The organism is Pseudomonas pudica (assembly GCF_015680405.1).
Classification (GTDB): Bacteria; Pseudomonadota; Gammaproteobacteria; order Pseudomonadales; family Pseudomonadaceae; genus Aquipseudomonas; species Aquipseudomonas pudica.
The window spans coordinates 1-26,481 of sequence record NZ_JADLJS010000028.1 but is presented as its reverse complement, the minus strand read 5'-3'; the positions used below and the strand labels follow the sequence as shown (position 1 = coordinate 26,481).

Annotated in this window: 28 protein-coding genes; 14 read left to right on the top strand and 14 right to left on the bottom strand. The window is 64.0% G+C overall.

Annotation, left to right across the window (positions count from 1 at the left end):
• Nucleotides 1-57: 57 nt before the first annotated feature.
• Nucleotides 58-420, bottom strand: a complete 363-nt coding sequence (locus tag IRZ77_RS18455; protein ID WP_046616351.1) for a PilZ domain-containing protein — start codon at nucleotides 418-420, stop codon at nucleotides 58-60.
• A 178-nt stretch (nucleotides 421-598) separates the two neighbouring features.
• Between IRZ77_RS18455 and IRZ77_RS18450 the strand changes: the two genes are divergently transcribed.
• The 3 genes from IRZ77_RS18450 (at nucleotide 599) to yjiA (ending at nucleotide 4,000) form a co-directional block, all read left to right on the top strand.
• The gene (locus IRZ77_RS18450; RefSeq protein ID WP_024087740.1) at nucleotides 599-2,665 is read left to right on the top strand and encodes a carbon starvation CstA family protein; all 2,067 of its coding nucleotides are present in this window, start codon (nucleotides 599-601) and stop codon (nucleotides 2,663-2,665) included.
• Between the two features lie 13 nt (nucleotides 2,666-2,678).
• Nucleotides 2,679-2,876 (top strand): YbdD/YjiX family protein, encoded by a 198-nt coding sequence (locus IRZ77_RS18445; RefSeq protein WP_013974210.1) that lies wholly within the window; start codon nucleotides 2,679-2,681, stop codon nucleotides 2,874-2,876.
• Nucleotides 2,877-3,022: 146 nt separating this feature from the next.
• Nucleotides 3,023-4,000: a GTPase gene (gene yjiA, locus IRZ77_RS18440; protein WP_108479963.1), complete on the top strand. Its 978-nt coding sequence runs from the start codon at nucleotides 3,023-3,025 to the stop codon at nucleotides 3,998-4,000.
• Here yjiA and IRZ77_RS18435 read toward each other — a convergent pair.
• A complete protein-coding gene (locus tag IRZ77_RS18435) occupies nucleotides 3,960-5,447 on the bottom strand; it encodes a methylenetetrahydrofolate reductase C-terminal domain-containing protein (RefSeq protein WP_108479962.1) in 1,488 nt (495 codons plus the stop codon). The genes yjiA and IRZ77_RS18435 overlap by 41 nt on opposite strands.
• Nucleotides 5,448-5,781: 334 nt before the next feature.
• Between IRZ77_RS18435 and metE the strand changes: the two genes are divergently transcribed.
• Nucleotides 5,782-8,073: a 5-methyltetrahydropteroyltriglutamate--homocysteine S-methyltransferase gene (metE, locus tag IRZ77_RS18430; protein ID WP_196174081.1), complete on the top strand. Its 2,292-nt coding sequence runs from the start codon at nucleotides 5,782-5,784 to the stop codon at nucleotides 8,071-8,073.
• A gap of 136 nt (nucleotides 8,074-8,209) precedes the next feature.
• On the opposite strand, the gene IRZ77_RS18425 is transcribed toward metE, so the two are convergent.
• The gene (locus IRZ77_RS18425; protein ID WP_046616348.1) at nucleotides 8,210-9,388 is read right to left on the bottom strand and encodes an acetyl-CoA C-acetyltransferase; all 1,179 of its coding nucleotides are present in this window, start codon (nucleotides 9,386-9,388) and stop codon (nucleotides 8,210-8,212) included.
• Between the two features lie 176 nt (nucleotides 9,389-9,564).
• Between IRZ77_RS18425 and IRZ77_RS18420 the strand changes: the two genes are divergently transcribed.
• Nucleotides 9,565-9,831 carry a PepSY domain-containing protein gene (locus tag IRZ77_RS18420; protein ID WP_108479960.1) on the top strand — a complete coding sequence of 89 codons (267 nt, stop codon included), beginning with the start codon at nucleotides 9,565-9,567 and terminating at the stop codon, nucleotides 9,829-9,831.
• Nucleotides 9,828-10,361: a cytochrome b/b6 domain-containing protein gene (locus IRZ77_RS18415; RefSeq protein ID WP_085601156.1), complete on the top strand. Its 534-nt coding sequence runs from the start codon at nucleotides 9,828-9,830 to the stop codon at nucleotides 10,359-10,361. Before IRZ77_RS18420 ends, IRZ77_RS18415 begins: the two co-directional genes overlap by 4 nt.
• Nucleotides 10,362-10,479: 118 nt before the next feature.
• On the opposite strand, the gene IRZ77_RS18410 is transcribed toward IRZ77_RS18415, so the two are convergent.
• From IRZ77_RS18410 to IRZ77_RS18395, 4 genes are read right to left on the bottom strand one after another with little or no spacing between them, the layout of a single operon-like run.
• Complete coding sequence (locus IRZ77_RS18410; RefSeq protein WP_153670490.1) at nucleotides 10,480-11,589, bottom strand: agmatine deiminase family protein; 1,110 nt, start codon at nucleotides 11,587-11,589, stop codon at nucleotides 10,480-10,482.
• A gap of 3 nt (nucleotides 11,590-11,592) precedes the next feature.
• Nucleotides 11,593-12,678 carry an extracellular solute-binding protein gene (locus IRZ77_RS18405; RefSeq protein WP_196174079.1) on the bottom strand — a complete coding sequence of 362 codons (1,086 nt, stop codon included), beginning with the start codon at nucleotides 12,676-12,678 and terminating at the stop codon, nucleotides 11,593-11,595.
• A 2-nt stretch (nucleotides 12,679-12,680) separates the two neighbouring features.
• On the bottom strand, nucleotides 12,681-13,577 hold the full coding sequence (aguB, locus tag IRZ77_RS18400; protein ID WP_025340629.1) for an N-carbamoylputrescine amidase: 897 nt from the start codon (nucleotides 13,575-13,577) through the stop codon (nucleotides 12,681-12,683).
• Nucleotides 13,574-14,614 (bottom strand): agmatine deiminase family protein, encoded by a 1,041-nt coding sequence (locus IRZ77_RS18395; RefSeq protein WP_196174077.1) that lies wholly within the window; start codon nucleotides 14,612-14,614, stop codon nucleotides 13,574-13,576. Before IRZ77_RS18395 ends, aguB begins: the two co-directional genes overlap by 4 nt.
• 135 nt (nucleotides 14,615-14,749) lie before the next feature.
• On the opposite strand from IRZ77_RS18395, the gene IRZ77_RS18390 reads away from it, so the two are divergent.
• The 3 genes from IRZ77_RS18390 (at nucleotide 14,750) to IRZ77_RS18380 (ending at nucleotide 18,149) form a co-directional block, all read left to right on the top strand.
• Entirely contained in the window at nucleotides 14,750-15,610 is an 861-nt protein-coding gene (locus IRZ77_RS18390; protein ID WP_085601161.1) for a LysR substrate-binding domain-containing protein, read from the top strand.
• Nucleotides 15,611-15,861: 251 nt separating this feature from the next.
• Complete coding sequence (gene fabV / locus IRZ77_RS18385) at nucleotides 15,862-17,073, top strand: enoyl-ACP reductase FabV (protein ID WP_046616345.1); 1,212 nt, start codon at nucleotides 15,862-15,864, stop codon at nucleotides 17,071-17,073.
• A 167-nt stretch (nucleotides 17,074-17,240) separates the two neighbouring features.
• The gene (locus IRZ77_RS18380) at nucleotides 17,241-18,149 is read left to right on the top strand and encodes an alpha/beta hydrolase family protein (protein ID WP_196174075.1); all 909 of its coding nucleotides are present in this window, start codon (nucleotides 17,241-17,243) and stop codon (nucleotides 18,147-18,149) included.
• A gap of 125 nt (nucleotides 18,150-18,274) precedes the next feature.
• On the opposite strand, the gene IRZ77_RS18375 is transcribed toward IRZ77_RS18380, so the two are convergent.
• From IRZ77_RS18375 to IRZ77_RS18360, 4 genes are read right to left on the bottom strand one after another with little or no spacing between them, the layout of a single operon-like run.
• Complete coding sequence (locus IRZ77_RS18375; protein ID WP_003260709.1) at nucleotides 18,275-18,616, bottom strand: HopJ type III effector protein; 342 nt, start codon at nucleotides 18,614-18,616, stop codon at nucleotides 18,275-18,277.
• Nucleotides 18,609-18,905 carry a DUF1244 domain-containing protein gene (locus IRZ77_RS18370; protein ID WP_153670493.1) on the bottom strand — a complete coding sequence of 99 codons (297 nt, stop codon included), beginning with the start codon at nucleotides 18,903-18,905 and terminating at the stop codon, nucleotides 18,609-18,611. Before IRZ77_RS18370 ends, IRZ77_RS18375 begins: the two co-directional genes overlap by 8 nt.
• Before the next feature lie 9 nt (nucleotides 18,906-18,914).
• The gene (folM, locus tag IRZ77_RS18365) at nucleotides 18,915-19,652 is read right to left on the bottom strand and encodes a dihydromonapterin reductase (protein WP_085601164.1); all 738 of its coding nucleotides are present in this window, start codon (nucleotides 19,650-19,652) and stop codon (nucleotides 18,915-18,917) included.
• A 33-nt stretch (nucleotides 19,653-19,685) separates the two neighbouring features.
• Entirely contained in the window at nucleotides 19,686-20,246 is a 561-nt protein-coding gene (locus IRZ77_RS18360; protein WP_196174073.1) for an antibiotic biosynthesis monooxygenase, read from the bottom strand.
• A 219-nt stretch (nucleotides 20,247-20,465) separates the two neighbouring features.
• Between IRZ77_RS18360 and IRZ77_RS18355 the strand changes: the two genes are divergently transcribed.
• Entirely contained in the window at nucleotides 20,466-21,401 is a 936-nt protein-coding gene (locus tag IRZ77_RS18355) for a MerR family transcriptional regulator (protein ID WP_196174070.1), read from the top strand.
• On the opposite strand, the gene IRZ77_RS18350 is transcribed toward IRZ77_RS18355, so the two are convergent.
• Both IRZ77_RS18350 and IRZ77_RS18345 read right to left on the bottom strand, forming a co-directional pair.
• Nucleotides 21,386-22,003, bottom strand: a complete 618-nt coding sequence (locus IRZ77_RS18350; RefSeq protein ID WP_046616340.1) for a hypothetical protein — start codon at nucleotides 22,001-22,003, stop codon at nucleotides 21,386-21,388. The genes IRZ77_RS18355 and IRZ77_RS18350 overlap by 16 nt on opposite strands.
• A gap of 56 nt (nucleotides 22,004-22,059) precedes the next feature.
• On the bottom strand, nucleotides 22,060-22,488 hold the full coding sequence (locus tag IRZ77_RS18345; RefSeq protein WP_046616339.1) for a PAS domain S-box protein: 429 nt from the start codon (nucleotides 22,486-22,488) through the stop codon (nucleotides 22,060-22,062).
• A 128-nt stretch (nucleotides 22,489-22,616) separates the two neighbouring features.
• Between IRZ77_RS18345 and IRZ77_RS18340 the strand changes: the two genes are divergently transcribed.
• Entirely contained in the window at nucleotides 22,617-23,072 is a 456-nt protein-coding gene (locus IRZ77_RS18340; RefSeq protein ID WP_046616338.1) for a flavodoxin, read from the top strand.
• A 127-nt stretch (nucleotides 23,073-23,199) separates the two neighbouring features.
• Here IRZ77_RS18340 and IRZ77_RS18335 read toward each other — a convergent pair whose 3' ends face one another.
• Nucleotides 23,200-24,081 (bottom strand): LysR family transcriptional regulator, encoded by an 882-nt coding sequence (locus IRZ77_RS18335; protein WP_196174068.1) that lies wholly within the window; start codon nucleotides 24,079-24,081, stop codon nucleotides 23,200-23,202.
• Between the two features lie 97 nt (nucleotides 24,082-24,178).
• Here IRZ77_RS18335 and IRZ77_RS18330 point away from each other — a divergent pair, with 97 nt between their 5' ends.
• The 3 genes from IRZ77_RS18330 to IRZ77_RS18320 all read left to right on the top strand — a co-directional run bounded on the left by IRZ77_RS18330 (nucleotide 24,179) and on the right by IRZ77_RS18320 (nucleotide 26,323).
• The gene (locus tag IRZ77_RS18330) at nucleotides 24,179-24,565 is read left to right on the top strand and encodes a CidA/LrgA family protein (protein WP_196174066.1); all 387 of its coding nucleotides are present in this window, start codon (nucleotides 24,179-24,181) and stop codon (nucleotides 24,563-24,565) included.
• A complete protein-coding gene (locus tag IRZ77_RS18325; RefSeq protein ID WP_046616335.1) occupies nucleotides 24,555-25,241 on the top strand; it encodes an LrgB family protein in 687 nt (228 codons plus the stop codon). The genes IRZ77_RS18330 and IRZ77_RS18325 overlap by 11 nt, the downstream gene beginning before the upstream one ends.
• Nucleotides 25,242-25,417: 176 nt before the next feature.
• Nucleotides 25,418-26,323 (top strand): alpha/beta fold hydrolase, encoded by a 906-nt coding sequence (locus IRZ77_RS18320; RefSeq protein ID WP_046616334.1) that lies wholly within the window; start codon nucleotides 25,418-25,420, stop codon nucleotides 26,321-26,323.
• Nucleotides 26,324-26,481 lie beyond the last annotated feature (158 nt).

Below are 26,481 nucleotides of genomic sequence, written 5' to 3'. Positions count from 1 at the left end.
GTCTGGGTAGACAGGAAACACAAGGCGGGGAGGCCATTAGCTAGCTAAGAGATTTCATTATTCGATGAGTTCGCGCAGCTCACGCATCATTTCGGTGCTGTCGGCCACGTTCAATTCCACAAGACGGTGCAGATGGGTCATCGACTCGACGTCGATGTACAGGCAGATGAAGCCCAGGCGGTCCGTCTCCTCATGACGCAGTTCAACCTGCATCTGTACCCGTGCATCGGGGGCCAGGTGAATGATGGCATCGAAATCCTGGGTCAGGTCGGCATCCCAATTTGCCGGGCGTTCGATCAGCAAACCTTTGAGTGAAAGGTCCAGCAGCTTGGCAGGCCAGCGTTGCACGCCCTGGCGCAGCTCGGTGGGGGCGTCGAAGTCGATGCGCTGGAAACGGCGGCGTTCGTCGTGATCGCTCATGGGGTAGATCCTCGCGTAGGTCCTCAGGTGTCATCCTGACTATAGTTAGAGTGGTATGTACATCAGGTACCGCAATCTGGCCGCAGAGGCTCTAGACCAAAGCAAGTGTGGCAATGCGCGATGACTCGCCCTAGACTCGATGGGCGGTCTTTTCCAATCCACCAGCTGGAAGCAAACCATGAACAACAATAATAGCCTGCTACGCCACATTCCGTGGCTGGCGCTGGCAGTCATAGGAGCCTGTGCGCTGGGTGTGGTTGCCCTGCGTCGCGGCGAGGCGATCAATGCCTTGTGGATCGTGGTCGCGGCAGTGGCCATCTACCTGGTCGCCTATCGCTACTACAGCCTGTTCATCGCCACCAAGGTGATGCAGCTCGACCCACGCCGTGCCACCCCGGCGGTGCTCAACAACGACGGCCTGGACTACGTCCCGACCAACAAACACATCCTCTTCGGCCACCACTTCGCCGCCATCGCTGGCGCAGGGCCCCTGGTCGGCCCGGTGCTCGCCGCGCAGATGGGCTACCTGCCCGGCACGCTGTGGCTGATCGCCGGCGTGGTGCTGGCTGGCGCGGTGCAGGACTTCATGGTCCTGTTCCTGTCCACCCGCCGCAACGGCCGTTCGCTGGGCGACATGGTACGTGAGGAAATGGGCCGCATTCCGGGCACCATCGCCCTGTTCGGCTGCTTCCTGATCATGATCATCATCCTCGCGGTGCTGGCACTGATCGTGGTCAAGGCCCTGGCCGAAAGCCCGTGGGGCATGTTCACGGTGATGGCGACCATCCCGATCGCGATGTTCATGGGCATCTACATGCGCTACATCCGCCCGGGCCATATCGGTGAGATCTCGGTCATCGGCGTGGTGCTGCTGCTGGCTTCGATCTGGCTGGGGGGCCAGATTGCCGCGGACCCGACCTGGGGCCCGGCGTTCACCTTCACCGGCGTGCAGATCACCTGGATGCTTGTGGGTTATGGCTTCGTCGCCGCGGTACTGCCGGTATGGCTGGTACTTGCGCCACGTGACTATCTTTCGACCTTCCTCAAGATCGGCACCATCGTCGGCCTGGCCATCGGTATCCTGATCATCGCGCCCGAGTTGAAGATGCCGGCGCTGACCCAGTTCACCGACGGCACCGGCCCTGTGTGGAAAGGCACCCTGTTCCCGTTCCTGTTCATCACCATTGCCTGTGGCGCGGTATCCGGCTTCCACGCGCTGATTTCCTCGGGGACCACGCCAAAGCTGCTGGACAACGAAACCAACGCCCGCTACATCGGCTACGGCGGCATGCTGATGGAATCGTTCGTTGCCATCATGGCCATGGTCGCCGCCTCGGTGATCGAGCCAGGCGTGTACTTCGCCATGAACAGCCCGGCCGCGGTGGTCGGTGCCGATGTGGCGTCGGTTGCGCAAACGGTGAGCAGCTGGGGCTTCCTGATCACCCCTGAGCAGCTCGAGGCCACCGCCCGCGACATTGGCGAGCACACCGTGCTGGCCCGTGCTGGTGGTGCGCCGACACTCGCCGTGGGTATCGCGCAGATCCTGCACCAGGTGCTGCCAGGTGAAAATACCATGGCCTTCTGGTACCACTTCGCGATCCTGTTCGAGGCGCTGTTCATCCTCACCGCAGTGGACGCCGGCACCCGTGCCGGGCGCTTCATGCTGCAGGACCTGCTGGGCAGCTTCGTACCGGCGCTCAAGCGCACCGAGTCGTGGACTGCCAACCTGATCGGTACTGCCGGCTGCGTGGCCCTGTGGGGCTACCTGCTGTACCAGGGCGTGATCGACCCGCTGGGTGGCATCAACACCCTGTGGCCGCTGTTCGGCATCTCCAACCAGATGCTGGCCGGTATCGCCCTGATGCTCGGCACCGTGGTGCTGATCAAGATGAAGCGCCAGCGCTACGTCTGGGTCACCCTGCTACCGGCCGTGTGGCTGCTGATCTGCACCACCACCGCAGGCCTGATCAAGCTGTTCGACCCGAACCCGGCAGTCGGCTTCCTGGCCCTGGCCAAGAAGTACAGCACCGCACTGGACGCCGGCCAGGTACTGGCCCCGGCCAAGGACATCGGGCAGATGCAGCACGTGATCTTCAACGCCTACACCAACGCCGGCCTGACTGTGCTGTTCCTGGTGGTGGTGTTCAGCGTGCTGTTCTTCGCTGTAAAGGTCGGCTTCGCCGCCCTCGGCCGCAAGGAGCGCACCGACAAGGAAACCCCGTTCCAGGCCCTGCCTGACGCTTGAGAGGACTGCTGCGATGTTCAACGACCTGGGTCGACTGGGTAAATACCTGGGGCAGGCAGCCCGCCTGATGGTCGGCATGCCCGACTACGACAACTACGTCGAGCACATGCAGACCAAGCACCCGGACAAGCCGGTCATGACGTACGAGGAGTTCTTCCGCGAACGCCAGGAAGCGCGTTATGGCGGCAAGTCCGGGCCCAAGTGCTGTTGAGCCACAAGCGTTAACCTGTCCCGGCCTCATCGCCGGCAAGCCAGCTCCCACAGGTACTCCACAGGCCTCAAGGTCTGTGCGGTATCTGTGGGAGCTGGCTTGCCGGCGATGAGGCCAGTGTTTTTTCCGCACAGGAGATGTTCTGCGTGCAGACGCCTATTCCCGTAACCGTACTCACTGGCTTCCTCGGTGCCGGCAAGACCACCTTGCTCAAGCACATGCTCAAGGCCGAGCACGGCCTGAAGATCGCCGTGATCGAAAACGAATTCAGCGAGGCCGGCATCGACAGCCAGCTGCTGGGCGACGAGCCAGTGCAGGTGATGACTTTGGCCAATGGCTGCGTGTGCTGCAGCATCCATGGCGACCTGACCCGCGCCTTGTACCTGCTGCTCGAACGCCTGGATGCCGGCGAGATCGCCTTCGACCGCCTGGTAATCGAATGCACCGGCCTGGCCGACCCGGCGCCGGTGGCCCAAACCTTCTTCATCGACGAGGAACTGCGTGAGCGCTATATCCTCGACGGCATCATCACCCTGGTCGATACCGCCCACGCCGAACTGCACCTGACCCAGACCATCGCCCAGGCCCAGGTCGGCTTTGCCGATCGCCTGCTGCTGAGCAAGACCGACCTGGTCGAGCCCGCTGCGGTGGAGGCCTTGCGCGAGCGCCTGGCCCGCATCAATGGGCGGGCTGCGATCCGCGTGGTCGAGCATGGTCGCATCGACCTGGCCGAGCTGCTGGATGTACGTGGTTTCAACCTAAACCCCGACCTGGGCGCGAACTTGAAGCCAGCACTACGCCCGCTGCTCAAGCCCGCTACCCCGGATCGGATCTCCACCTTGGTGCTGCGCACGGAAAGCGCGCTGGACATAGACCGGCTCAGCGACTTCATGAACGAACTGCTGGAAACCCACGGCAAGCAACTGCTGCGCTACAAGGGCGTACTGAATATTGCCGGTGAATCGCGCAAGCTGGTGTTCCAGGGCGTGCTCAAACTCTATGGCTTCGACTGGGACGCCGAGTGGGCCGAGGGTGAAACCCGCGAGAGCGTGATGGTGTTCATCGCCGACGAACTGCCCGAGGCTACGATTCGGGCTGGGTTCGAGGCGCTGGCTGCGAGCTGAACTGACGCGGCGTCTGGGCCTGGAACCACTGCGGCCAAGAACTACGGTGGCGTGTCTCGAGCTCGATGCACGGGATCAGGCGCTCGGTCAGCAGCTCCGTCTGCCGCATCGCCTTGGCGGTGCGGTACTTGACGCTGTGGATGCATTCGCGGTCGCCGAACTCGCAGCGGTTGAGCGCGGTGCCGCCGCAGGGGCCGTTGGCCAGGCCCTTGGGGCAGGTTTCCGGGCAGATGTACAGGGTGTCTTCCAGGCGGCAGCGGCCGCAGGTGTCGCAGCCTACCAGCGGGCGTTTCACCGCGTGTTCCACCTTGTGCAGCACCTGCGCGCCAAGCCGGGTAGCCCACATCGGCTGGCGCACCGCCCAGCCAAACGCCTTGCTCAGGCCATTGCGACGGCTGAACAGCAGCGAGTGCATGCCATGCATCAGGTGATAGCGCGCTTTCTCCTTGAACGAGGCATCGACCCGTGACTCGCCCTGGCGCCAGCTAGCCTGCGGCGGATGGAAGCTGACTGCCGGCAGGCCGGGCATCTGCCAGCTGGCCTGCCAGGCCGGCGCCCATTGTTCCAGCGTGTGGATTTGCGCCTGCCAGTGCTCGATGCGTGCCTCCAGGGCCAGCAGTTGCTTGAGTTCGTGAACCCCCGACAGATGCACGCCGGCGTAGCCCATCAGTTTCACGCCGATGATCTGCAAGGCCAGGCGGTCGACGCTGCGCGCCAAGGCAAAGGCCTTGGACTTCGCCGCTTCCGCTTCCAGCATGTCGCGCATGGACGGCGTGACGGTCACGCCGGCCACATGCTCGAGCATCGTCGCACGCCCGTGGGTGAGGCTCATCAGGCAGGCCAGCATCGGCCTGGGCGCGGCCTGGCGGCTCATCCAGTGCATCGCTTCCTGGTGTTTGCCTGCATCGAAACCCAGTTGCAGGGTGAGGAAATCGGCGCCTGCCGCCAGTTTTTTCTCGGCCTTGAAGTATTGGGCGCCGCCTTCTTCCTCGCAGTACTTGAACGGGTTGAGCGCCGCGCCAAGCAGCCAGTGCGGGCAGGCCTGGCGGGCGATCTGCAGGGCTGCGACCGATTCCAGGTAGCGTACCGGGCGCTGGCCGGGCTGGTGGCCCGGCAGGCGGTCGCCGGTGAGCAGCAACAGTTGGTCGAGGCCGGCGGCATCCATGCGTTGCAGTTGGGCGAGCAGGTGGTGGCGTTCGCGGTCCTTGCCAGAGAAGTGCGGCAGGGCGGGTACCGGGTTGCTGAACGAGGCGAGGGCGTCCAGTGGCGACATGTCCAGCGGGCTACCGACGCGGTCGCCGATGGCCACGGTCATCGGCCAGCCGCACAGGTGCGCACGGGCCAGGATCGCCTCCATGGCGGCGAAGCGTTCTGCGGAGGGCTTGGGAACGAACTCCATGACGCAGACGAAGGTGTTTTCGCGCAGCGCGGTTTTCAGCAGGCTCATGGGGCCGGGTACCTGGTTTGGTCAGGGTGGCATTTTGCGGCAGAAGGCGAGGGAGGTCATGTCCGGATGCGCAGGCTGGTGCTCTGAATGAGACATCCGGGTTTGCCTGTGCCGGCCTCTTCGCGGGCTCGCCCGCTCCCACAGGTAATGCATGAACCTTGAAGCATGTGGGAACCCTGTGGGAGCGGGCATGCCCGCGAAGGGGCCAATACAGACAGAACAATTTCACGAACATGAGGAAACCTTGAGTTCATCTCAAATTTAATGAGTTTGTCTCAAGATGCCAGCGCCCGGAAAATCCCCTCATTCATTTATGCATGCTGAGGGACAAGACATGGCACTGGCACATAACTTGGGCTTTCCACGTATCGGCCGCGACCGCGAGCTGAAAAAGGCCCAGGAAGCCTTCTGGAAGGGTGAACTCGACGAAGTCGGCCTGCGCGCCGTCGGTCGCGAGCTGCGTGCCCGCCACTGGCAGGTGCAGAAAGACGCCGGCATCGAACTGCTGCCGGTCGGCGACTTCGCCTGGTACGACCAGGTGCTCACCCACTCGCTGACCTTCGGCGTGATCCCGCAGCGTTTCCGCAGCCACGACGCTGCCAGGCCAACCCTGCAAACCCTGTTCGCCATGGCCCGTGGCGCCGTGGGTGACAGCTGCTGCGGCGGCGCGCACGCCCAGGAAATGACCAAGTGGTTCGATACCAACTACCACTACCTGGTCCCAGAATTCACCGCCGACCAGCAGTTCGCCCTGAGCTGGGAGCAACTGTTCGAAGAAGTGGCAGAAGCCCAGGCCCTGGGCCACGCGGTCAAACCGGTGGTGATCGGCCCGCTGACCTACCTGTGGCTGGGCAAGGCCAAGGGTGGCGATTTCGACAAGCTGGAGCTGCTCGACCGCCTGCTGCCTCTGTATGACCAGATTCTCAACCGCCTGGCTGCCCAGGGCGTGGAATGGGTGCAGATCGATGAGCCGATCCTGGCCCTGGACCTGCCTCAGGACTGGAAGAATGCCTACGAGCGCGTCTACAACATCCTTCAGCGGGCGCCACTGAAGAAGCTGATCGCCACCTACTTCGGCGGCCTGGAAGACAACCTGGGCCTGGCCGCCAACCTGCCGGTCGATGGCCTGCACATCGACCTGATACGTGCGCCCGAGCAGTACCCGACCATCCTCGACCGCCTGCCGGCCTACAAGGTGCTGTCGCTGGGCCTGGTCAATGGCCGCAACGTCTGGCGCTGCGACCTGGAAAAGGCGTTGGAGGTACTGCGCCATGCCCATGAGCGACTGGGGGAGCGGCTGTGGGTGGCGCCATCCTGCTCGCTGCTGCACAGCCCGGTGGACCTGGACCGTGAAGACCAGCTCGATGCCGAACTGCACAGCTGGCTGGCCTTCGCCGTGCAGAAATGCCAGGAAGTGGCGCTGCTGGCCAAGGCCATCAACGCCCCGCAAGCCGACGACGTGGCCGCCGCACTGGCCCAAAGCCAGGCCGTGCAGGCCAGCCGCGCCGCTTCGCCGCGTATTCACAAACCAGCCGTGCAGGCCCGCCTGGCGGCCATCAAGCCCGCTGACAGCCAGCGTCAGTCGGCGTTTGCCCAACGTATCGTCAAGCAACGTGCGGGGCTCGACCTGCCGGCGTTCCCGACCACCACTATCGGTTCGTTCCCGCAGACCTCGGCGATTCGCCTGGCACGCCAGGCTTACAGGCAGGGCAAACTGACCGAGGCCGATTACGTCGACGCCATGCACAGCGAGATCCGCCATGCGGTGAAAATCCAGGAGGACCTGGGCCTGGATGTGCTGGTGCACGGCGAGGCCGAGCGCAACGACATGGTCGAGTACTTCGCCGAGCAGATCGATGGCTATGTTTTCACCCGCTTCGGCTGGGTGCAGAGCTATGGTTCGCGCTGCGTGAAGCCTGCGGTGATCGTTGGTGACCTGAGCCGGCCGAAGGCCATGACCGTGGAATGGATCAAGTACGCCCAGGGCCTGACCAGCAAGGTGATGAAGGGCATGCTGACCGGCCCGGTGACCATGCTGATGTGGTCGTTCCCGCGTGAGGACGTGAGCCGCGAAGTGCAGGCGCGCCAGTTGGCGCTGGCGATCCGCGACGAAGTGGTCGACCTTGAAGCGGCGGGTATCAGGATCGTGCAGATCGACGAAGCGGCTTTCCGTGAAGGCCTGCCGCTGCGCCACGGCGCCTGGGCCCATTACCTGGAGTGGGCCACCGAGGCCTTCCGCCTGTGTGCCTCGGGGGTGCGTGACGAAACCCAGATCCACACCCACATGTGCTACAGCGAGTTCAACGACGTGATCGAGTCGATCGCGGCAATGGATGCCGACGTGATCACCATCGAGACCTCGCGGTCGGACATGGAGCTGCTGGCGGCGTTCGAGCGGTTCGCCTACCCCAACGAGATCGGCCCGGGTGTGTATGACATTCACTCGCCACGGGTGCCGACCCGTGAGGAAATGGTCGAGCTGCTGCGCAAGGCTGCCCGGCGTATCCCGGCCGAGCGCCTGTGGGTCAACCCAGATTGCGGGCTGAAGACCCGTGGCTGGCCGGAGACCGAGGCAGCGTTGGTGAACATGGTCGCAGCTGCCCGTGAGCTGCGTACCACTGCCTGATTCTTCGCTGGCTGTACCGGCCTCTTCGCGGGTAAACGCGCTCCCACAGGGGCTCCATTGGATTCAGCTTCAGTGGGGTCCCTGTGGGAGCGGGTTTACCCGCGAAAGGGCCAGGCCTGTTCAATTCAATCTGTGATCAACGCTCGATTGCCAGGGCCACGCCTTGCCCGCCACCAATGCACAGAGTTGCCAGGCCCTTCCTGGCGTCCCGCTTGATCATCTCGTGCAGCAGGGTCACCAGCACCCGGCACCCGGACGCACCAATCGGGTGGCCAAGGGCAATCGCCCCGCCATTCACGTTGACTCGCGTGGCATCCCATTCCAGCGCCTTGCCCACGGCCAGGGCCTGCGCGGCAAAGGCTTCGTTGGCTTCGATCAGGTCCAGCTCGGCCAGTTGCCAGCCGGCCTTGTCCAGGCAGCGCTGGGTGGCCGAAACCGGGCCAATGCCCATGATCGCCGGGTCCACGCCGGCACTGGCATAAGCCGCGATCCTGGCCAGCACCGGCAGGCCCAGGGCCTTGGCCTTGGCGGCGCTCATCAGCAGCACGGCGGCGGCGCCATCATTCAGGCTCGAGGCGTTGCCGGCGGTGACGCTGCCATCCTTCTTGAACGCCGGGCGCAGTTTGCCCAGGGATTCGGCGGTGGTATCCGGGCGTGGCTGCTCGTCCCGCGCGAACACCTTGGGTTCTCCCTTTTTCTGCGGCAGCACGATCGGGGTGATTTCGTCATCGAAGCGGCCAGCCTCGATCGCCGCTACCGCCTTGCGCTGCGATTCGGCGGCAAAGGCATCCTGCTGCTCACGGCTGAGGCCGTACTGGTCCACCAGGTTTTCGGCAGTGATACCCATGTGGTAGTCGTTGAAGGCATCCCACAGGCCGTCGGTGATCATGCTGTCGATCAACTGGCCATGGCCCATGCGCTGGCCGGTGCGGGCCGACGGCATCACGTAGGGGGCAAGGCTCATGTTCTCCTGGCCGCCGGCGATGACTACCTCGGCGTCACCGCAGCGGATGGCCTGAGCGGCCAGGTGCAGCGCCTTCAGGCCCGAGCCGCAAACCTTGTTCAGGGTCATTGCCGGTACGCTGAAGGGCAGGCCGGCCTTGATCGCGGCCTGGCGTGCCGGGTTCTGCCCGGCACCGGCGGTAAGCACCTGGCCGAGGATGACTTCGTCGACCTGCGCCGGGGCCAGCCCGGTCTGCTCCAGCAGGCGCTTGATCACGGCGGCACCCAGGTCTACCGCAGGCACAGTGGCCAAGGCGCCCTGGAAGCTGCCGATGGCGGTACGGGTTGCGGCGACGATGACGACGTCGTTCATGTTGTTGTTCTCCGTGCGATGGGCGTAATGCCTCAAGCATCGATGGCTTTGGCTCATTTGTTAAGTTTGTTTTTCTTTGCGATTGATGTGCAAAGCAAATGAATGAGCGCAAAGCGGCCTGCAGAACTATGCTTAGGGATGCGCTTTTACACTCATCTGAATGGAGTTCATGTCCCATGCGTACATTGATCGCCATGACCCTCCTGATTGGCAGCAGCACTGTGTTTGCCGCCACCGAATGCACCACCGCTGATAAAAGCACCTGGCAGGACCAGGCAAAATTCCAGGCGCAGCTCAAGGAACAGGGCTACAAGATCAACAAGTTCAAGGTCACCGAGGGTAACTGCTACGAGATCTACGGCTTCGACAAGGATGGCAAGAAGGTCGAGATCTACCATGACCCAGTGACGGGCAAGGCAGTCAAGACCGAGTACCACGATTGAACAGCGAAGGCACGGTACAGCTGTGGGACCCCCTGCTGCGGCTGTGCCATTGGTCTATTGCCGTGGTGTTCTTCGCCAACTACTTCTTCAACGAAGAAGGTGAAGACTGGCACCAGTGGCTGGGTTACTACGCACTGGCCGTTGTGGTGGTGCGTGTGATCTGGGGCTTTGTCGGGCCACGCAGCGCGCGTTGGGCCGACTTCTGGCCAACCCCGGCAAGCCTGATCGGGCATGCCCGGGCTCTGCTGCATGGGGAGCTTGACCATCACATGGGGCATTCGCCGATTGGCGCCCTGGTGATGGTGCTGATGCTGACCTGCATCGCCGGCCTGGGCCTTACCGGGTGGGCGTCGCAGGAGGTGGACGCGCTGTTTGGTGTCGACTGGCCGATGGACCTGCACAGCTGGCTGGCCAACGCGCTGCTGGCACTGGTTTGCGTGCATGTGCTGGCGGCCATCTACGAGAGCGTGCGCATGCGGGAAAACCTGCCTTGGTCGATGATCACGGGGCGCCGTCGGCACCGCGATTGACTGTGGCGGCCTCTTCGCAGGCTTGCCCGCTCCCACAGGAACTGCACAAATCTTGAGTCTTGTGGAGTGCCTGTGGGAGCGGGCAAGCCCGCGAAGAGGCCAGCACAGGCAGCATCTGCTACACCGCCGGGCACTGATGGGTCACACAGTGAATCCCCCCGCCCCCCGCAGCTATGGCATCGATATCCAGCTGCACGATATCCCGCCCCGGATACAACGCCGCCAGCAGCCCCCGCGCTTTCTCGTCCGCCGCCCCATCGCCAAACTGTGGCGCAATGATCGCGCCATTGATCACGAAGTAGTTGATGTACCCAGCGGCAAAGTCATCATTGCCTTTGCTGAACCTGTTGTTCCGCCCGTGCAGCGGCGGCGACACGACGTGCACCTGCAAACTGCGGCCCTCGGCATCGGTGGCCCGCTTGAGGATCTCCAGGTGCTTGCGCGTCACGGCGTAGTCATATGAGGCCGTGTCGTTATCCAGGTTGGCAATCACCACCCCTGGCCTGACGAAGCGGGCATAGAAGTCCACGTGCCCGTCGGTGATGTCCTGGCCGGCGATGCCCGGTAGCCAGATGATCTTGCTCAGCCCCAGGCGCTCCTTGAGCTCCGCCTCGATCTCGGCCTTGCTCCAGCCCTTGTTGCGGTTGGCGTTGACCCAGCTGCTCTCGGTCATGATGCCCGTGCCGTGGCCGTCCACCTCTATGGCGCCGCCTTCACCAACCAGAGCGCTGCGCTGGTAGCGGGCACCGGCCAGCGTGGTTACGCGCCTGGCCAGTTGGGCATCGTTGCTGTGACGTTGCTTGTTGCCCCAGCCATTGAAGTTGAAGTCCACCGCCGCCAGGGCTCCGTCATCATCGACGACGAAGTTGGCGCCGATGTCGCGCATCCAGATGTCGTCCAGCTCGCACTCGACGAAACTTGTGCGCTGGCTGGCACAGTGCTGCTCGGCCAGCTCGCGCTCGCTGGGCCGGCAGAACACCGTCACTGGCTGATAGCGCGCGATGGCCTGGGCGATGCGACCGAGGGCGGCCTGCACATCGGCGGTGAAGTCCTCCCAGATCGCATCCTGGGCGCCGAAGGCGATGAATGCGCGTTGCTGCGGCTCGCCTTCGTCCGGCATGAACCAGCGCCCCGGTTCTTCGGCGCGGGCCAGGCCCAGCGGCAGGCCGAGGCTGGCACCGAGGCCGGCGGCCAGCGAAAGTTGCAGGAAGGTTCTACGGCTTGGCATGGCTCAATCCTGTGCAGTCTTGAAGCGGGTCCACACGCGCATGCGTACACGCATGTCGGCCTGTGGGATATCGCGGCCCGGGATCAGCCGGGCATAGGTGGCTTGGTTGAGGTAGATATCGGGGTTGTCGCGCATGCGCGGGTCCACTGCCTGGCGTGCCTTGGCGCTGGCGGTAGGGTAACCGGTGAAGTTGCTGATGGCCGCCATGTTCGCCGGGCGCATGACGAAGTTGATGAAACGATAGGCGTATTCCGGGTGCTTGGCATCGGCTGGGATGGCCATGGTATCCATCCACACCGTGGTGCCTTGGCGCGGCACGCGGTACTGGAAGTCGAGATGCTTGCCCGCGGCGTCGGCGGTACGCTGCGCCTGGATCACGTCGCCACTGTAGCCCAGTGACAGGCACAGGTTCTCGTTGACCAGTTCGGTCACTGGTTGCGACTGGAACTTGCGCACGTACGGGCGAATCGCCTTGAGCAGTTCGCTGGCTGCGGCCAAGTCTTCGCGCTTGGCACTGCGTGGCTCGCGGCCCAGGTAGTTGAGGACCACTGCCAGCACTTCGTCGGGTGAATCGATGACTGAAATACCGCAGTCGGCGAATTTGGCGGCCAGCTCCGGCTTGAACAGCAGGTCGAGGTTGTCCAGCTGTGCATCGGGCATGCGCTGGCGGACTTTGTCGGCATTCACCGTCAGGCCGATGGTGCCCCAGGTGTAGGGCACGGTCGCCTGGCTGGCCTTGGGGTACCGGGCGTGCAGCTGACGCAGCCCGGGCTCGATGTCGTCCAGGGCCTCCAGGCGGCTGTGGTCCAGTGGCTGCAGGCTGCCGGCGCGCATCAGGCGCTCGGCGACGGTATCACCGGGGAAGACCAGGTCGTAGCCACTGCGCCCGGACATCAGCTTGGCCTCGAGCACTTCGCTGCCATCCATCACGTCGTAGATCACCTGGATGCCGGTTTCGGCCGTGAACTGCTTGAGGGTGTCCTCGGCAAAATAGTCGGCCCAGTTGTACAGGCGCAGCACGGGCTGCTCGGCCTGAGCCTGGCAGGCGCAGACGGCCAGCGCCAAGGCGGCCAGAACGTGGCGTTTCATGCTCATGCCCTCAGGGTGTGTGGGTGGGTGCCGTCCAGGGTCAGCAGCGGTGCGTACATCTCCGGGCGGCGATCGCGGTAGATGCCCCAGCTCAGGCGGTCTTCCCGCATGCCGGCCAGATCCAGGTCGTGCAGCCAGATGCCACTGCTGTCGCGGTCGGCTTCGGCGAGCATGGCGCCCTTGTGGTCGCAGATGAACGACGAGCCATAGAAGCGCATGGCCAACGATGCGTCGCTGGCGGCGACTTCTTCGCCCACGCGATTGGCCGCCACCACCGGCAACAGGTTGGCGGCGGCGTGGCCGCGCATGGCCACCTGCCAGTGGTCGCGCGAGTCCAGTTCGGCACAGCCGGGCTCGGAGCCGATGGCGGTGGGGAACAGCAGCACTTCGGCACCCATCAGTGCCAGGCAGCGGGCGGTCTCGGGGAACCACTGGTCCCAGCAGATGCCGATGCCCAGGCGGCCGAAGGCGGTGTCCCAGACCTTGAAGCCGGTATCGCCGGGGCTGAAGTATTCCTTCTCCTGGTAGCCGATGGCGTTGGGGATGTGGGTCTTGCGGTAGACGCCAAGCAGGCGGCCATCGGCATCGGCCACGGTCAACGAGTTGAAGAAGGCATTGCCGGCGCGCTCGTACCAGCTCAGCGGCAGCACCACGCCCAGCTCACCGGCCAGTGCGGCGAAGCGCTGCAGGATAGGGCTGGCAGGGTAGGGCTGGGCGAGTGCCTGGTGCTGGTGGTCCTGTTCGATGCAGAAATACGGGGTGGCGAACAGCTCCTGCAGTAGGATCACCTGGGCCCCCTTGGCGGCAGCCTGGCGAACCAGTTGTTCGGCGCGGTCGAGGTTGCCAGGCAGGTCCCAGCTGCACGGCATCTGGGTGGTGGCGATGCGCAGCAGGCTCATGGCTGCACCTCGGGTTGTTGCTGGGTGATGCAATGGATGCCGCCACCGCCATGGGCGATGTGGTCGATGCGCACCGGTACGATCTCCCGGCCCGGGAAGGCGTTGGCCAGTTGCGCGGCGGCTTCCAAGTCGGCGGCGATGCCATAGGCCGGCATGATGATCGCGCCGTTGGCGATGTAGAAGTTGGTGTACGAGGCGCAGAATACCTCGGCGTCCTGGTCGATGGCGGCGCTGGCTTCATACAGGTCGAGCAGCTCGAAGTGCCGGCCTTGCGCGTCGGTGGCCAGTTCCAGGGCGCGGCGGTTTTCCCGCACGACTTCGGCGTACACCGAATGCTGGTCATGGGTGGCGTCGACCAGCAGCACGCCAGGGCGGGCGAAGGCGCATACACCGTCGACGTGGCCGTCGGTCATGTCGCCGGTGATGTATTGTGGGTCGCCCGGTAGCCAGATGGTCTTGCGGATGCCCAGGTAGCGAGCGAAGCAGGCCTCGAGCTCGGCCTTGCTCACGCCAGGGTTGCGGTTGGGGTTGAGCAGCACCGACTCGGTGGTGATCAGGGTGCCTTCGCCGTCCACATGAATCGCCCCGCCTTCGTTGCACAGCGCGGTGCTGAAGCCATCCAGGCCCAGGTGGTCGAGGATGCGCCGGCCGAGGCTGCGGTCCTGGCCGTGTTGCGACTTGCCCCCCCAGGCGTTGAAGCGCCAGCTCAGGCCGGCCAGGCCATGTTGAGGGTGGCAGACGAAGCTTGGGCCGCTGTCCCGGCACCAGCTGTCGTCCACGTCCATTTCGACCAGTTCGATATTGGCGCCGCAGAGGGCACGTGCGCTCTGCAAGGCCGACGGGTCGACCACCATCTTCACCGGCTCGAAACGGGCGATGGCCGCCGCGACCCGAGCGTAGTCCTGCTGTACGTCGGCCAGGCGCACGTGCCAGCCGCTTTCCCACAGGGCCTGGTTGTGTGGCCAGACTATCCAGGTGGCAGCGTGGCGGGCCCATTCGGCGGGCATGCGCCAGCCGCTGTCGAGGGACAGGTGCATAGTGAACTCCGATCAATTAAGGATTTTTATCAACGAAGCCCGCCGTCGCGGGTGTTGGTGTCCATGCTATGGCTAGGATTGGCCTGCGACAAACGATAGATTTAGCGCACATCTGATCAGTAGGGCTTATCAATCATGCTCAAACACTGGCCACCCCTGAATGCCCTGCGCGGCTTCGAAGCCGCTGCGCGGCTGGGCAGCTTCCACAAGGCCGCCGAAGCGCTGAACCTGACCCAGTCGGCCATCAGCCAGCAGATTCGCAGCCTGGAAACCTACCTGGAGCAGCCGCTGTTCCACCGCAGTGGCCGCAGCGTGAGCCTGACCGACGCCGGGCATGACCTGCTCAGCACCACGCAGTCGCTGCTGCAGCACCTGGCGGTGGGCATTCGCCGGCTCGACCAGTACCGCAAGCCCAACCAACTGGTGGTCAACACCAGCCCGGCCTTTGCCAGGCACTGGCTGCTGCCGCGGCTGGCCGACTTTCACCAGCGCTGCCCGGATGTCGACTTGTGGCTGTTCACCAGTTTCGAGGTGCCGGACATGGCGACCGAGACCATCGACCTGGCCATCCGCGACGACCTCAGTGCCCAGGCCGAGTGCAGCTTCAACGTGCTGCACCAGGACCAGCTGTACCCGGCCTGCCACCCGGCGTTGCTGCAAACGCCGATGTTGCGGCGCACCACCTTGCATGGCGAGCGCGAGATGGACTGGAGCCACTGGCAGCTGGAGGGTGGCGAGGATGTGGGGCAGCAGGGCAAGGGGCTGAACTTTTCCGACCCCGGGCTGCTGCTGGATGCGGCGAGCGAGGGGTTGGGGGTGGCCCTGGTCAGCCAGTTGCTGGCGCGGCGGGCGGTGGAGGAGGGGCGCTTGCAGGCTTTGTCGGCGCAGCGCGTGCGTGGGCCGGCGTGGGCGTGCCTGGTGCATCGGGATAGCCAGGATGATCCGCTGGCCCGGCAGTTCCTGGAATGGCTGAAAGGGGCTCTCTTGTCAGATTGATGTTGTCTGCACTGGCTCTATCGCCGGCAAGCCAGCTCCCACAGGTCCCTCACAGGGCTCAAGTTTTGCGCCGTCTTTGTGGGAGCTGGCTTGCCGGCGATAGGGCCGGTACAGGTAATCCACCGTTTTGCATCCCCAAGATCACCCCGTAATATGTGTCGGATAACCTGCGGGGGTAGTCTCACCCTCTGATCAACCGGAATCGCCCATGGCGGCGCTTCCCCCGGCATAAACCTGACGAGGTACAGACATTGGCCATCATTCATCCTAAGGTCCGCGGTTTCATCTGCACCACGACTCACCCGAAGGGCTGCGAGCTCAACGTCCGTGACCAGATCGAAGCCACCCGCAAGCTGGGCGTGCGCGAGGATGGCCCGAAGAAGGTCCTGGTCATCGGTGCTTCCAGTGGCTACGGCCTGGCAGCCCGCATCACCGCGGCGTTCGGCTTCAAGGCCGACACACTGGGCGTGTTCTTCGAAAAGCCAGGCACCGAGACCAAGGCCGGCACCGCTGGCTGGTACAACGCTGCAGCCTTCGACAAGTTCGCCAAGGCCGAGGGCCTGTACAGCAAGTCGATCAATGGTGACGCTTTCTCCGATGAAGCCCGTGCCAAGGTCATCGAGCTGATCAAGAACGAAATGGGCGGCAAGGTCGACCTGGTCATCTACTCGCTGGCCTCGCCGGTGCGCAAGCTGCCGCAGACCGGTGAACTGGTGCGTTCGGCCCTGAAGCCGATCGGCCAGCCGTACAAGTCGACCGCCATCGATACCAACAAGGACACCATCATCGAGGCCAGCATCGAGCCGGCTACCGAGCAGGAAATCGCCGACACCGTCACCGTCATGGGGGGCCAGGACTGGCAGCTGTGGATCGACGCCCTGGCTGGCGCCAACGTGCTGGCCGAAGGCGCCCGCACCGTGGCCTTCAGCTACATCGGCAGCGACATCACCTGGCCGATCTACTGGCACGGTGCACTGGGCCAGGCCAAGCAGGACCTGGACGAAACCGCCCTGCGCCTGGACAAGAAACTGGCCGGTGAAGTCAAGGGCGGCGCCAACGTGGCGGTGCTGAAGTCGGTGGTTACCCAGGCCAGCTCGGCCATCCCGGTGATGCCGCTGTACCTGTCCATGGTGTTCAAGATCATGCAGGAGAAGGGTGTTCACGAAGGCACCCAGGACCAGCTGGACCGCATGTACCGCGACCGCATGTACCGTGCCGACGGCGCGCCGGCCGAGGTCGACGAGAAGGGCCGCCTGCGCCTGGACGACTGGGAACTGCGTGATGACGTGCAGGGCGCCTGCAAGGCGCTGTGGCCACAGGTGACCACCGAGAACCTGTTCGAGCTGACCGACTATGCCGGCTACAAGAAGCAGTTCCTCAACCTGTTCGGCTTTGAACGCGCTGACGTCAACTACGACGAAGACGTGGCTACCGATGTGAAGTTCGACTGCGTCGAGCTGTAATCGCTGTCGGCCTGTACCGGCCCTTTCGCGGGTAAACCCGCTCCCACAGGGATCTCACCACGCCTGAAGGCAGTGGGGAACCTGTGGGAGCGGGCAAGCCTGCGAAGAGGCCGGTACAGCCCAGGAATTTTTTGCTAGCTTTGGCGCACAACGACAGGGAATGTGCCATGAGCAGCCTCACCCAGCCCGCCACTGCCTTTCGCCACACCGCAGCCGACGGTTACAACCTCGGCGGCTTTCGCTGGCGCCACGCCCGACCTGACCCCCAGCGCCCGCTGGTGATCATCAATGCTGCCACCTCGGTACGCTGCCGCTACTACTCGCGTTTCGCCGACTACCTGTTCGCCCAAGGGTGCGATGTACTGACCTACGACTACCGTGGCATCGGCGAATCCCGCCCAGCCTCGCTGCGTGGCTTCCAGGCATCCTGGAGCGACTGGGGCCGGCTGGATTTCGAAGCCATGCTGGTGTATGCCGCAGAACATTTCCCCGGCCAGCCGGTGGATGTGGTGGGGCATAGTTTTGGCGGCTGCGCAGTGGGGTTGGCACCGTCGGCGAGCAAGGTACGCCGGGTGGTGATGGTTGGCGCGCAATTCGCCTACTGGCGCGATTACGCGGCTGACCAGCGCTGGCAATTGTTTGGCAAGTGGCATGTGATAATGCCGCTGCTCACCCGGGTGTTCGGTTATTTCCCCGGCAAGCGCCTGGGTTGGCTGGAGGACACGCCATCCGGCGTGGTGCATGACTGGGCCACTCGTACCCCGCGCTATGAGCACCGACCCAGCGGGCGTGCACTGGAGGCACTACCGTTCGCCCAGGTGCGGGCGGCGACGTTGGCCATCAGCCTGACCGATGACCCCTTTGGTACCGTGGCGGCGACCGAGCGTTTGCTGGGTTATCTGCAGGGCGCCGAGCGCCAGCACCTGCGCATTGCGCCTGTGGATATCTCGGTCGATGAAATTGGCCATTTCGCGTTCTTCCATGACCGCTTTCGCGAAAGTTTGTGGCCGGTGGCCTTGCAGTGGTTGCAGCAGGGTGGGTTGGCGGGTGAGGTCCCAGGAAGGATCATGGGTTGATGCTGTCTGCACCGGCCTCATCGCCGGCACGCCAGCTCCCACAGGGGGATGATCAGTTTGAAGGCAGCGGGGCACCTGTGGGAGCTGGCTTGCCGGCGAAAGGGCCGCGGAGCGGCCCCAAAATCTCAAGCCTTGCGCGCAAGCGGCAGCTCGGCAAACTTGACACCCGCCAGCCCATGCTTGATCAGCGCGCGGATATTGCCATGGTCGCTGCCCTCGGGCGTGGCCACCACGTCACGGTAGTGCTCGCCAAAGGCCAACAGCGCTTCCTGGTCGCTCAGCCCTTCCAGCAGCGCCAGGCCCAGGGTCTTGCACGAACCTTCGTTCTGCCCGGCCGCATTCGCCACGCCGCCATTGTCGAAGGCCTGTGGCTGGTAGCTGTAGTTGTCGGCAATGAACGCCAGGGTGTCGGCAAATACGTGTTGGCCGCTGGCCAGGCTGGCGCGCAGGGTGTTCAGGTCAGTCACGGGGTTTTCCTTTTTCGAACGCCGCTTGTTGGCCGGCGCTGGCTTCTTTCTGGTATTGGGCTTTCCACTCGGCGTAGGGCATGCCGTACACCGCTTCGCGGGCGTCATCCAGGCTCAGGTCGAGCTGGCGCTCGTCAGCCGCGGCCTTGTACCACTTGGACAGGCAGTTGCGGCAGAAGCCGGACAGGTTCATCAGGTCGATGTTCTGCACGTCGGTGCGCTTCTGCAGGTGTTCGACCAGGCGCCGGAACGCGGCGGCCTCGAGTTCGAGCTGTTGCTGTGGGGTCATGGGCTTCTCTCAGGTCATGCGGTTCTTCAGGTGGCGGCCACCGTTGATGACCACCTGGCTGCCGGTGCTGTACTGGCTGGCGAGCAGGTACTTGACCGTCTCGATCAGCGGGCCGGCGCCGGGTTCGAACTCCAGCAGGGCCTTTTTCAGCGTCTGCTGGCGGTAGGTTTCGTCACCCCCTTCCTTGAGGATAAGCAGCCCCGGCAGGATACCGTTCACATGCACCTTGGGCGCATATTTTTCGGCGAACGACAGCACCATGTTCTGCAACGCGGCCTTGGTCGCGGCGTAGCCGATGTGGCTTTTGCTGCCGCGTGAAGAGGTTTCGTCGCAAATGTGGATGATGTCGGCCTTTTCCACCTTGGCCAGCAGGTCGCCCAGGGCCAGGTTGAGGTGGTAGGGCGCTTCGACGTGCAGGCGGAACATGGTCTCGAGGTTGTCGAGGCCATCGTCGAGCCACAGCGAGGCGTTGTGGATGATCGCGCGCAAGCCGTCGTAATGGTTGTGCAGATAGTCGATCAGGGCCTGGCGGTCGGTCGCCTGGCACAGGTCGGCCTGGAACTGCACGATATTCGGGTGGGCCGCCTGTGGCTGGACGCTGCGGCTGGCACTGACCACCGTATGGCCGGCCTGTGCCAGTTCAAGGGCCAGGGCCAGCCCGACGCGCTGGCTGGCTCCGGTAACGAGAATGGGGCTGTTCATGTTCGGGGCGGTCAACTTGTCTGTCCTTTGGTTGCCGCCCAGCATACCCGAACTGTCTACCGCTTGTATGGCCTGGTCTCAGCGGCTGCGCAGGGCGCCAGCAGGGGCCGGTGATGCATGCAACCAGCCGGCCAGCAGGCGGGTGGAAAGGGGGATGAACAGGTAGACCATCACCGGCGTCAGGCCCAGGGTGCTGAGCAGTACACGGGGCACCAGTTCCAGCGCTGCCAGCCAGTGGCCGAACACCAGGTTGAACACCAATGAGACCGGGAAGAATGCCAGCCATATGGCCACGGCTTGCTTCCAGCGCGGGGGTTTTTGCACCATGTTGGTGCCGAACCAGTGGTCGATGCCGCTAACGCGCGCTTCTTTGGGGCGTTCGAACAGGCCGGTGCCACGCTGCAACCAGGCCCGGCGCGAGGCGGAATGCTCCCAGGCATGCAGGGTTGGCTCGTCGCTGAAACGGAAGATTATCTGGAATTCGTCGCTGTCGCGGGGCGGCGCGAGGATGCCCGAGCCAAGGTAGCCGGGGAAGTCGGTGGCCAGCTGTTCGCCTTCATGCAGCCAGGCCAGCAGGTCCTGGTAGCGGCCATGGGCGGCGCGGCGCGACACCATCAGGGTGACGGGTGGGGTAGACATCGTGTATCTCCTGGCAACGGGGCTGGCGGGTAGCCGGCCCCTTTGGCTGTGCGGCCCGGGGTGGTGGGCGACGCAGGCGTGCATGCAAGAATCGGGCGCGGATTATCGCTCATGCATGATCTTCGGCAACTGTCAGCCGGCAAACGGTTGCGGCCCAGCGTTTGGTATTGCCGTAGTAGACTAGTGTTCAACTTGGGAACACAGGGTACCCCCGTGCAGATGAACGAACAGGGACTGAATCCGTTAATCGATGCGGGCCTGGCGCAGCAGGACCTGTTTCCAATCCGTGAGGTTTCCCGCCTGACTGGCGTCAATGCCGTGACCTTGCGCGCCTGGGAGCGCCGCCATGGCCTGATCCAGCCAACCCGCACCGACAGTGGCCACCGCTTGTATTCCCAAGCCGACATCGATGACATCCGTCGCATCCTTGGCTGGCTGGAGCGCGGCGTGGCGGTAAGCAAGGTTGCCAGCATCCTCGCGCGTGATCATGCCGTTGCCGGGCAGGCAGGTGGCGCGACGGGCGCCTGGGCGCGCTGGCAGCAGCAAATTCGCCAGGCGCTGCAACGTTTTGACCTGTCCGGCCTGGACCGCCTGTTCGATGAGGTGTTTGCCGCCTGCACCCTGGACCAGGTATTCAGTGAAGTGTTCATGCCGGTGTGGCATGACCTGGCGGCCGGGCAGGGCGGCTACGGGCAGACCAGCGAGTGGCTGTTTTTCGATCAGTTCCTGCGTGGCAGGGTGTCCGCCCGCTTGCAACTTGCCCGTGCACCGCGCAGCCGCATGGTGCTGTTGGCGCCATTGCCGGGGCAGTGCCACGAGTTGGATTTGCTGGTGACCAGCCTGACCTTGGGCAGCGATGAAGTTGGCGTGACGCCACTGGCGAGCGGGCAGCCGCTGGCAGAACTGGCACTGGTCTGCGAGCGCCTGAAACCGGATGCCATGGTGCTGTTCTCCCATCAGTCGCCCACGTCGGAACTCACCCGGCGCCTGACGCGCCTGGTGGCAGGGCTGGAATGCCCTTTATTACTGGCTGGTGAAGCGGCGGAACTGGCACAGGACAGCCTGGCTGGCAGCCCGATCGCCTGCCTGGGGGCGCAAAGTAGCGTGATGCGCCAGCGTTTGCGGCAGTTTCTGGCCGGTCAGCTAGATACCTGAGTGTGAAGCTCGGGGTGGGCCCGGCGGTGGGCCTGGAGGATGTAGTCGCGCAGGCGTTCGATCTCTTCGGCCGGGCTTTGGCTGAGGTCGTAGGCGGCCAGGTCCGGGCCGATGCGCCGGCCAAGCACGCCATGAAGTTCGATGGGTGGGATGCCGCCAGGGGCGAAGCGCAGGTCGAAGCGGGCTGGTGCCGCTGGCAGGCCACGAACTTCCAGCAATGTACCCTTGAACGAAATATCGCGAACCCACAGGCCACTTTCCTGCCCATGGGCATCGAGCAGTGCGCTCGGTTGCTCCATCGACAGGCGCCAGGGGCGCAGCATTGGGCCGTCCTCGTAGATTTCCGGTGAGCCCAGTTGCAGGTGCAGGGCATGGAACTCGTCTTCCACCAGTTGCAGCGGGAAGCTGATCTGCTGGTTGTTGAACTGGGCCTGCAGGGTTACCTGCTCGTTGGCCACCAAGCGGGTGAGCAAGCTCTGGATGCGTCGGTCGCCATTGACCAGCAGGCTCGACATGGGGTCGGCCAGGTTCAACTGTGGCGAATGCTGCATGTTCTGTATGAAATCCAGCTCGTCCTGGGTCAGGAGCGCTTCTGCTTGCATGATCGAACTCGATAGCGATTTCTTCAACGGGATTGACCGTGCGTGGCGAACTTGGTTCAGGTGCGTTCGTCGGGTTTCGGACGAACGCGCAGTTGCGCCAGTTCCCGCTCCAGTTCGACCTGGCGAGTAACGTCTTTCTGGATACCGATGAAGTAGGTGCGCTGTTCGGTGTCGTGCCTTACCGGGGTGATCGACAGTTCGTTCCAGAAAGAGCTGCCATCCTTGCGGTAGTTGCGCAGCACTTCGCGGCACGGGCGGCCTTCGGCCAGGGCCTTGCGGATGCGGGCGCGGCCAAGCTGGTCGCGGTCGTCGGCCTGCAGGAAGCGGCAATCCTGGTAGAGGATTTCGTCACGGCTGTAGCCGGTCAGGCGTTCGAAGGCCGCGTTCACGTAGATGAGGATGGTGTCGTCGCCTTCTTGTTCGGCGACCACGATGCCGTCATTGGACGCATCGACCATGGATTGCAATAGTTGCGCGTTGATCATGTTCGGGCCATTGAGCAAACAAGGGTGCGAAGCAGGGCTGAGGATGGTGGCTTTGGTAGAGGCGGCCTTTTGCCAGCGCCGGATGCTAGTATCCTACGTTTTCACTCAGTTTCGGAATCCTCTCCCCGATGAAAGTCGCCATTATTTCCGGATCGGTCTATGGCACCGCCGAAGAAGTCGCCCGTCACGCTGAATCGCTGCTCAAGGCTGAGGGCCTGGAGGCCTGGCATGCGGCCCGCGCCACCTTGCAGGACCTTGAAGGTTTTGGCCCTGACGCCTTGCTGGCCGTGACCTCGACCACTGGCATGGGCGAATTGCCGGACAACCTCATGCCGTTGTACAGCAGCATTCGCGATACCCTGCCTGCGGCCTGGCGTGGCCTGCCGGGTGCAGTGATTGCGCTGGGTGACAGCAGTTATGGCGATACCTATTGCGGTGGTGGCGAGCAGATGCGCGAACTGTTTGCCGAACTGGGCGTGCGCGAAGTGCAGCCGATGTTGCGCCTGGATGCCAGCGAGACGGTGACTCCGGAGGCGGATGCAGAGCCTTGGTTGGCTGAGTTGGCGAGTACACTTAAAGCCTGACGGGTATTTTTCGCCTGTACCGGCCGCTTCGCGGGTGAACCCGCTCCCACAGCTACTGCACAGATTTCAGAGGCTGTGGTGTTCCTGTGGGAGCGGGTTTACCCGCGAAGAGGCCGGCAAGGGCAACTCATCCCGGCCACTCGCTCACCAACGCCAACCACGCCTGCGCCGCCCGCGACAGATACGCCCCGCGCCGCCAGATGAACGCGATATCCCAACGCAAATCCCCCGGCGAGCGCAGCGGCAAGCGCACCACACCGGGGCGCTCCAGCGCTTTCGCCACCACACGGGGCAGCAGCACCACGCCCTGGCCCGCCGCCGCCAGCGCCGCGAGGAAGTCCGCCTGGCCACTGCGCCCGCCTTCCTTGGGGGTAAAGCCCTGCTGCTGGCACGCCTTCAGCAATCGGTCATTGAGCACGAAGCTGCGCTGGTAAAGCAGGAACGGCGTATCCGCCAGCTGTTGCAGGTCCACCCCGGCCTGGCCCGCCAGCGCGTGGCCTGCAGGCAACAGGGCATCCAGTGGTTCGTTGCAGAACGGCTGGTAGTCGAACGCCTCGTCACTGGGCGTCAGGCTTCCACCCAGTTCCAGTTCGCCATTCTTGACTGCCTGTTCGATGCTGCGGCTTCCGCCTTCGAGCAACTGGACCGCGATGTTCGGGTGACGCCGCCGATACTCGGCGAACAAGCCAGCGAACAGCGCGTCGCTACCCAGCATCGGCAAGCCCAGGCGCAGTTCACCGCGGCCCATCTGGCTGAGGTCGTCCAGTTCGTTGAGCAGCGCCTGACGTTGGCGCAGCAAGGCTTCGCCACGCTCCAGCACGATGCGCCCGGCAGCGGTCAGGTGCAGCTGCGAGGCCTGGCGCTCCAGCAGCGGCTGGCCCACATCTTGCTCGAGCTGGGCCACCTGTTTGCTCACCGCCGACTGGCTGATGTGCAGGGTCTGCGCCGCTTGGGTAAAGCCGCCGCGGTGGACCACTTCGATAAAGCTGCGCAATTGTTTGAATTCCATTGATCGCAATTCCATTCTGGAATGGCGTTCAGTCTAACAATTCGCTTCTGGCCTAGGCAGTCAAATCTTAAAATGAGGGCCTGTCGAGGACTCCCCCATGAAACCCGCGTTGTTGAAAAAATCCCTGCGCCTGCTCGCCGAGCTGGCGATCCTCTGTGCCCTGTTCCTGCTCGGTGGCCAGCTTGCCACTTGGCTGGGCTGGCCGATTCCCGGCGGGGTGATGGGCCTGGCATTGCTGCTGTTGCTGTTTGCCTCGGGTGTGCTCAAGCCCGCCATGCTGCAACTGGGCGCCGGCTGGCTGATGGCCGAGATGCTGCTGTTCTTCATCCCGGCGCTGATGAGCCTGCTCGATTACGGCGCCCTGATCCTTGACGAGGGCTGGCGCATCCTGCTGGTGATCGCCGTGAGCACCCTGATGGTAATGGTGGTGACAGCTTTGACCGTGGAACTGGTGTGCCGCTGGAGGTTGCGCCATGAGCCTTGAGCCCATGCCGCTGTTCTGGCTGGCCCTGACCTTGCTGGCTTATCTGGGCAGCCGCTGGCTGTACCGGCGTAGCGGGCGCTACCTGCTTTCGCCGCTGATCCTGGTGCCGGTACTGTTGCTGGCGGTAGCAGTGCCGCTGCACACCGCTTATGCCGAATACGCCCGCAACACTCACTGGCTGATGAGTGTGCTTGGCCCGGTGACCGTGGCTTTTGCGGTGCCGATCTGGCAGCAACGGGCCATGCTGGCGCGCCACTGGCCGGCACTGATGGTAGGCATGGTCGCCGGCAGCAGCGCTTCGATCGCCAGCTCCTGGGGGTTGGCTCATATGTTGGCGCTGGACAGCGCGACCACCCTGTCGCTGGTGCCGCGTTCGATCACCACGCCCTTTGCCATGCCTTTGGCCCATGACCTGGGTGGCGTACCGGAGCTCACGGCGGTGTTCGTGATGTTCACCGGCGTGCTGGGCGCCATGTTCGGCGGCGTGCTGCTGCGCTGGTTGCCGCTGCGCACGCCGCTGGCGCGGGGCGCGCTGTTCGGTGTCGGCGCCCATGGTGCCGGTGTCAGCCGGGCGCAGGAGGTAGGCCGCGAGGAAGGCTCGGTGGCCGGCCTGGTCATGGTCCTGACCGGGTTGTTGAACCTGTTCGCGGCACCGCTGCTGGCCATGCTGCTCTGACCGTTCGTGCCACTGACTCGCCAAGTCATCAAGCTGGCTGGCAACGCAAGTTCCAGCCCATGGGCTGCTGGCTAGACTCTGCCTCGACATAGAGAGCACATGTAAGTGCCGAGGTGACATGCAATGACCGCAGCCTTGCTCTATTCCACCAACACCACCTCACCGGGACCGTTCTGATGCCCATGGCCGAAATTCCATTGTGCGTCTGGCGTACCCGGGGACAGAGTTTCAGCTTCCGGGGCCAGAGCATCCGCTACTGGACCGCAGGGCAAGGAGAGCCCCTGCTTCTGTTGCACGGCTTCCCCACTGCCAGCTGGGATTGGCGCTACCTGTGGGGGCCATTGGCCCAGCGCTTCCGGTTGATCGCCTGCGACATGCTGGGGTTTGGTGATTCGGCCAAACCGGTCGATCACCTGTACAGCCTGATGGAGCAGGCCGACCTGCAGCAGGCCTTGCTCGCCGAGCTGAAGGTCGACCAGCCCGTGCATCTGCTGGCCCATGACTACGGCGGCAGTGTGGCGCAGGAACTGCTGGCGCGGCATCATGAACAGCGCGCCAACATCGCCAGCTGCGTGTTCCTCAACAGTGGGTTGTTCCCCGAAAGCTGCCGCATGCTGCTGATCCAGAAGTTGCTGCTCAGCCGTCTGGGCTGGCTGGTAGGGCGTTCGTTCGGGCGTGACGACCTGGTGCGCAGCGTGATCCAGGTCTACGGCTCTTGCACCCAACCCAGTGAAAGCGTGCTGGATGACTTCTGGAGTTTGATCGCCGCCAACCGTGGCACGCGCATCCTGCACAAACTGGTGGGGTACATGCCGGAGCGCAGGTTGCACCGCGAACGCTGGGTTGGCGCGATGCAGCACGAAGGCGTGCCGCTGCGCTTCATCAATGGCGTGGTCGACCCGCTGTCCGGCGCGCACATGGTGGAGCGCTACCGGCAACTGGTGCCGGAGCCGGACACCGTGCAGTTGCAGGGCATCGGCCATTACCCGCATACCGAAGCGCCGGTGCAGGTGCTGCGCCATTATCTGGCCTTTCGTGAACAACCGCTGAGCTGTTTCCAGAAGAAAGTGGCGTGGTCCTGACAGGGCCCCATCGCCGGCAAGCCGGCTCCCACAGGTACAGCGCAGGCCTGGAGGCCGGCGCGGTTGGTGTGGGAGCAACTGTCTTGCTCAATTTCTAAAAGCTGGCGTGATCCCTGTGGGAGCGGGCTTGCCCGCGAACACGGGCGAAGCCCGTGCCA

Bases quoted from the DNA above. Each gene is read 5' to 3' on its own strand.
- IRZ77_RS18455 (WP_046616351.1), bottom strand. From the start codon at position 420: ATGAGCGATCACGACGAACGCCGCCGTTTCCAGCGCATCGACTTCGAC.
- IRZ77_RS18450 (WP_024087740.1), top strand. From the start codon at position 599: ATGAACAACAATAATAGCCTGCTACGCCACATTCCGTGGCTGGCGCTG.
- IRZ77_RS18445 (WP_013974210.1), top strand. From the start codon at position 2,679: ATGTTCAACGACCTGGGTCGACTGGGTAAATACCTGGGGCAGGCAGCC.
- IRZ77_RS18435 (WP_108479962.1), bottom strand. From the start codon at position 5,447: ATGAGCCTGCTGAAAACCGCGCTGCGCGAAAACACCTTCGTCTGCGTC.
- metE (WP_196174081.1), top strand. From the start codon at position 5,782: ATGGCACTGGCACATAACTTGGGCTTTCCACGTATCGGCCGCGACCGC.
- IRZ77_RS18425 (WP_046616348.1), bottom strand. From the start codon at position 9,388: ATGAACGACGTCGTCATCGTCGCCGCAACCCGTACCGCCATCGGCAGC.
- IRZ77_RS18420 (WP_108479960.1), top strand. From the start codon at position 9,565: ATGCGTACATTGATCGCCATGACCCTCCTGATTGGCAGCAGCACTGTG.
- IRZ77_RS18410 (WP_153670490.1), bottom strand. From the start codon at position 11,589: ATGCCAAGCCGTAGAACCTTCCTGCAACTTTCGCTGGCCGCCGGCCTC.
- IRZ77_RS18405 (WP_196174079.1), bottom strand. From the start codon at position 12,678: ATGAAACGCCACGTTCTGGCCGCCTTGGCGCTGGCCGTCTGCGCCTGC.
- aguB (WP_025340629.1), bottom strand. From the start codon at position 13,577: ATGAGCCTGCTGCGCATCGCCACCACCCAGATGCCGTGCAGCTGGGAC.
- IRZ77_RS18395 (WP_196174077.1), bottom strand. From the start codon at position 14,614: ATGCACCTGTCCCTCGACAGCGGCTGGCGCATGCCCGCCGAATGGGCC.
- IRZ77_RS18390 (WP_085601161.1), top strand. From the start codon at position 14,750: ATGCTCAAACACTGGCCACCCCTGAATGCCCTGCGCGGCTTCGAAGCC.
- IRZ77_RS18380 (WP_196174075.1), top strand. From the start codon at position 17,241: ATGAGCAGCCTCACCCAGCCCGCCACTGCCTTTCGCCACACCGCAGCC.
- IRZ77_RS18370 (WP_153670493.1), bottom strand. From the start codon at position 18,905: ATGACCCCACAGCAACAGCTCGAACTCGAGGCCGCCGCGTTCCGGCGC.
- folM (WP_085601164.1), bottom strand. From the start codon at position 19,652: ATGCTGGGCGGCAACCAAAGGACAGACAAGTTGACCGCCCCGAACATG.
- IRZ77_RS18360 (WP_196174073.1), bottom strand. From the start codon at position 20,246: ATGTCTACCCCACCCGTCACCCTGATGGTGTCGCGCCGCGCCGCCCAT.
- IRZ77_RS18355 (WP_196174070.1), top strand. From the start codon at position 20,466: ATGAACGAACAGGGACTGAATCCGTTAATCGATGCGGGCCTGGCGCAG.
- IRZ77_RS18350 (WP_046616340.1), bottom strand. From the start codon at position 22,003: ATGCAAGCAGAAGCGCTCCTGACCCAGGACGAGCTGGATTTCATACAG.
- IRZ77_RS18345 (WP_046616339.1), bottom strand. From the start codon at position 22,488: ATGATCAACGCGCAACTATTGCAATCCATGGTCGATGCGTCCAATGAC.
- IRZ77_RS18340 (WP_046616338.1), top strand. From the start codon at position 22,617: ATGAAAGTCGCCATTATTTCCGGATCGGTCTATGGCACCGCCGAAGAA.
- IRZ77_RS18335 (WP_196174068.1), bottom strand. From the start codon at position 24,081: ATGGAATTCAAACAATTGCGCAGCTTTATCGAAGTGGTCCACCGCGGC.
- IRZ77_RS18330 (WP_196174066.1), top strand. From the start codon at position 24,179: ATGAAACCCGCGTTGTTGAAAAAATCCCTGCGCCTGCTCGCCGAGCTG.
- IRZ77_RS18325 (WP_046616335.1), top strand. From the start codon at position 24,555: ATGAGCCTTGAGCCCATGCCGCTGTTCTGGCTGGCCCTGACCTTGCTG.
- IRZ77_RS18320 (WP_046616334.1), top strand. From the start codon at position 25,418: ATGCCCATGGCCGAAATTCCATTGTGCGTCTGGCGTACCCGGGGACAG.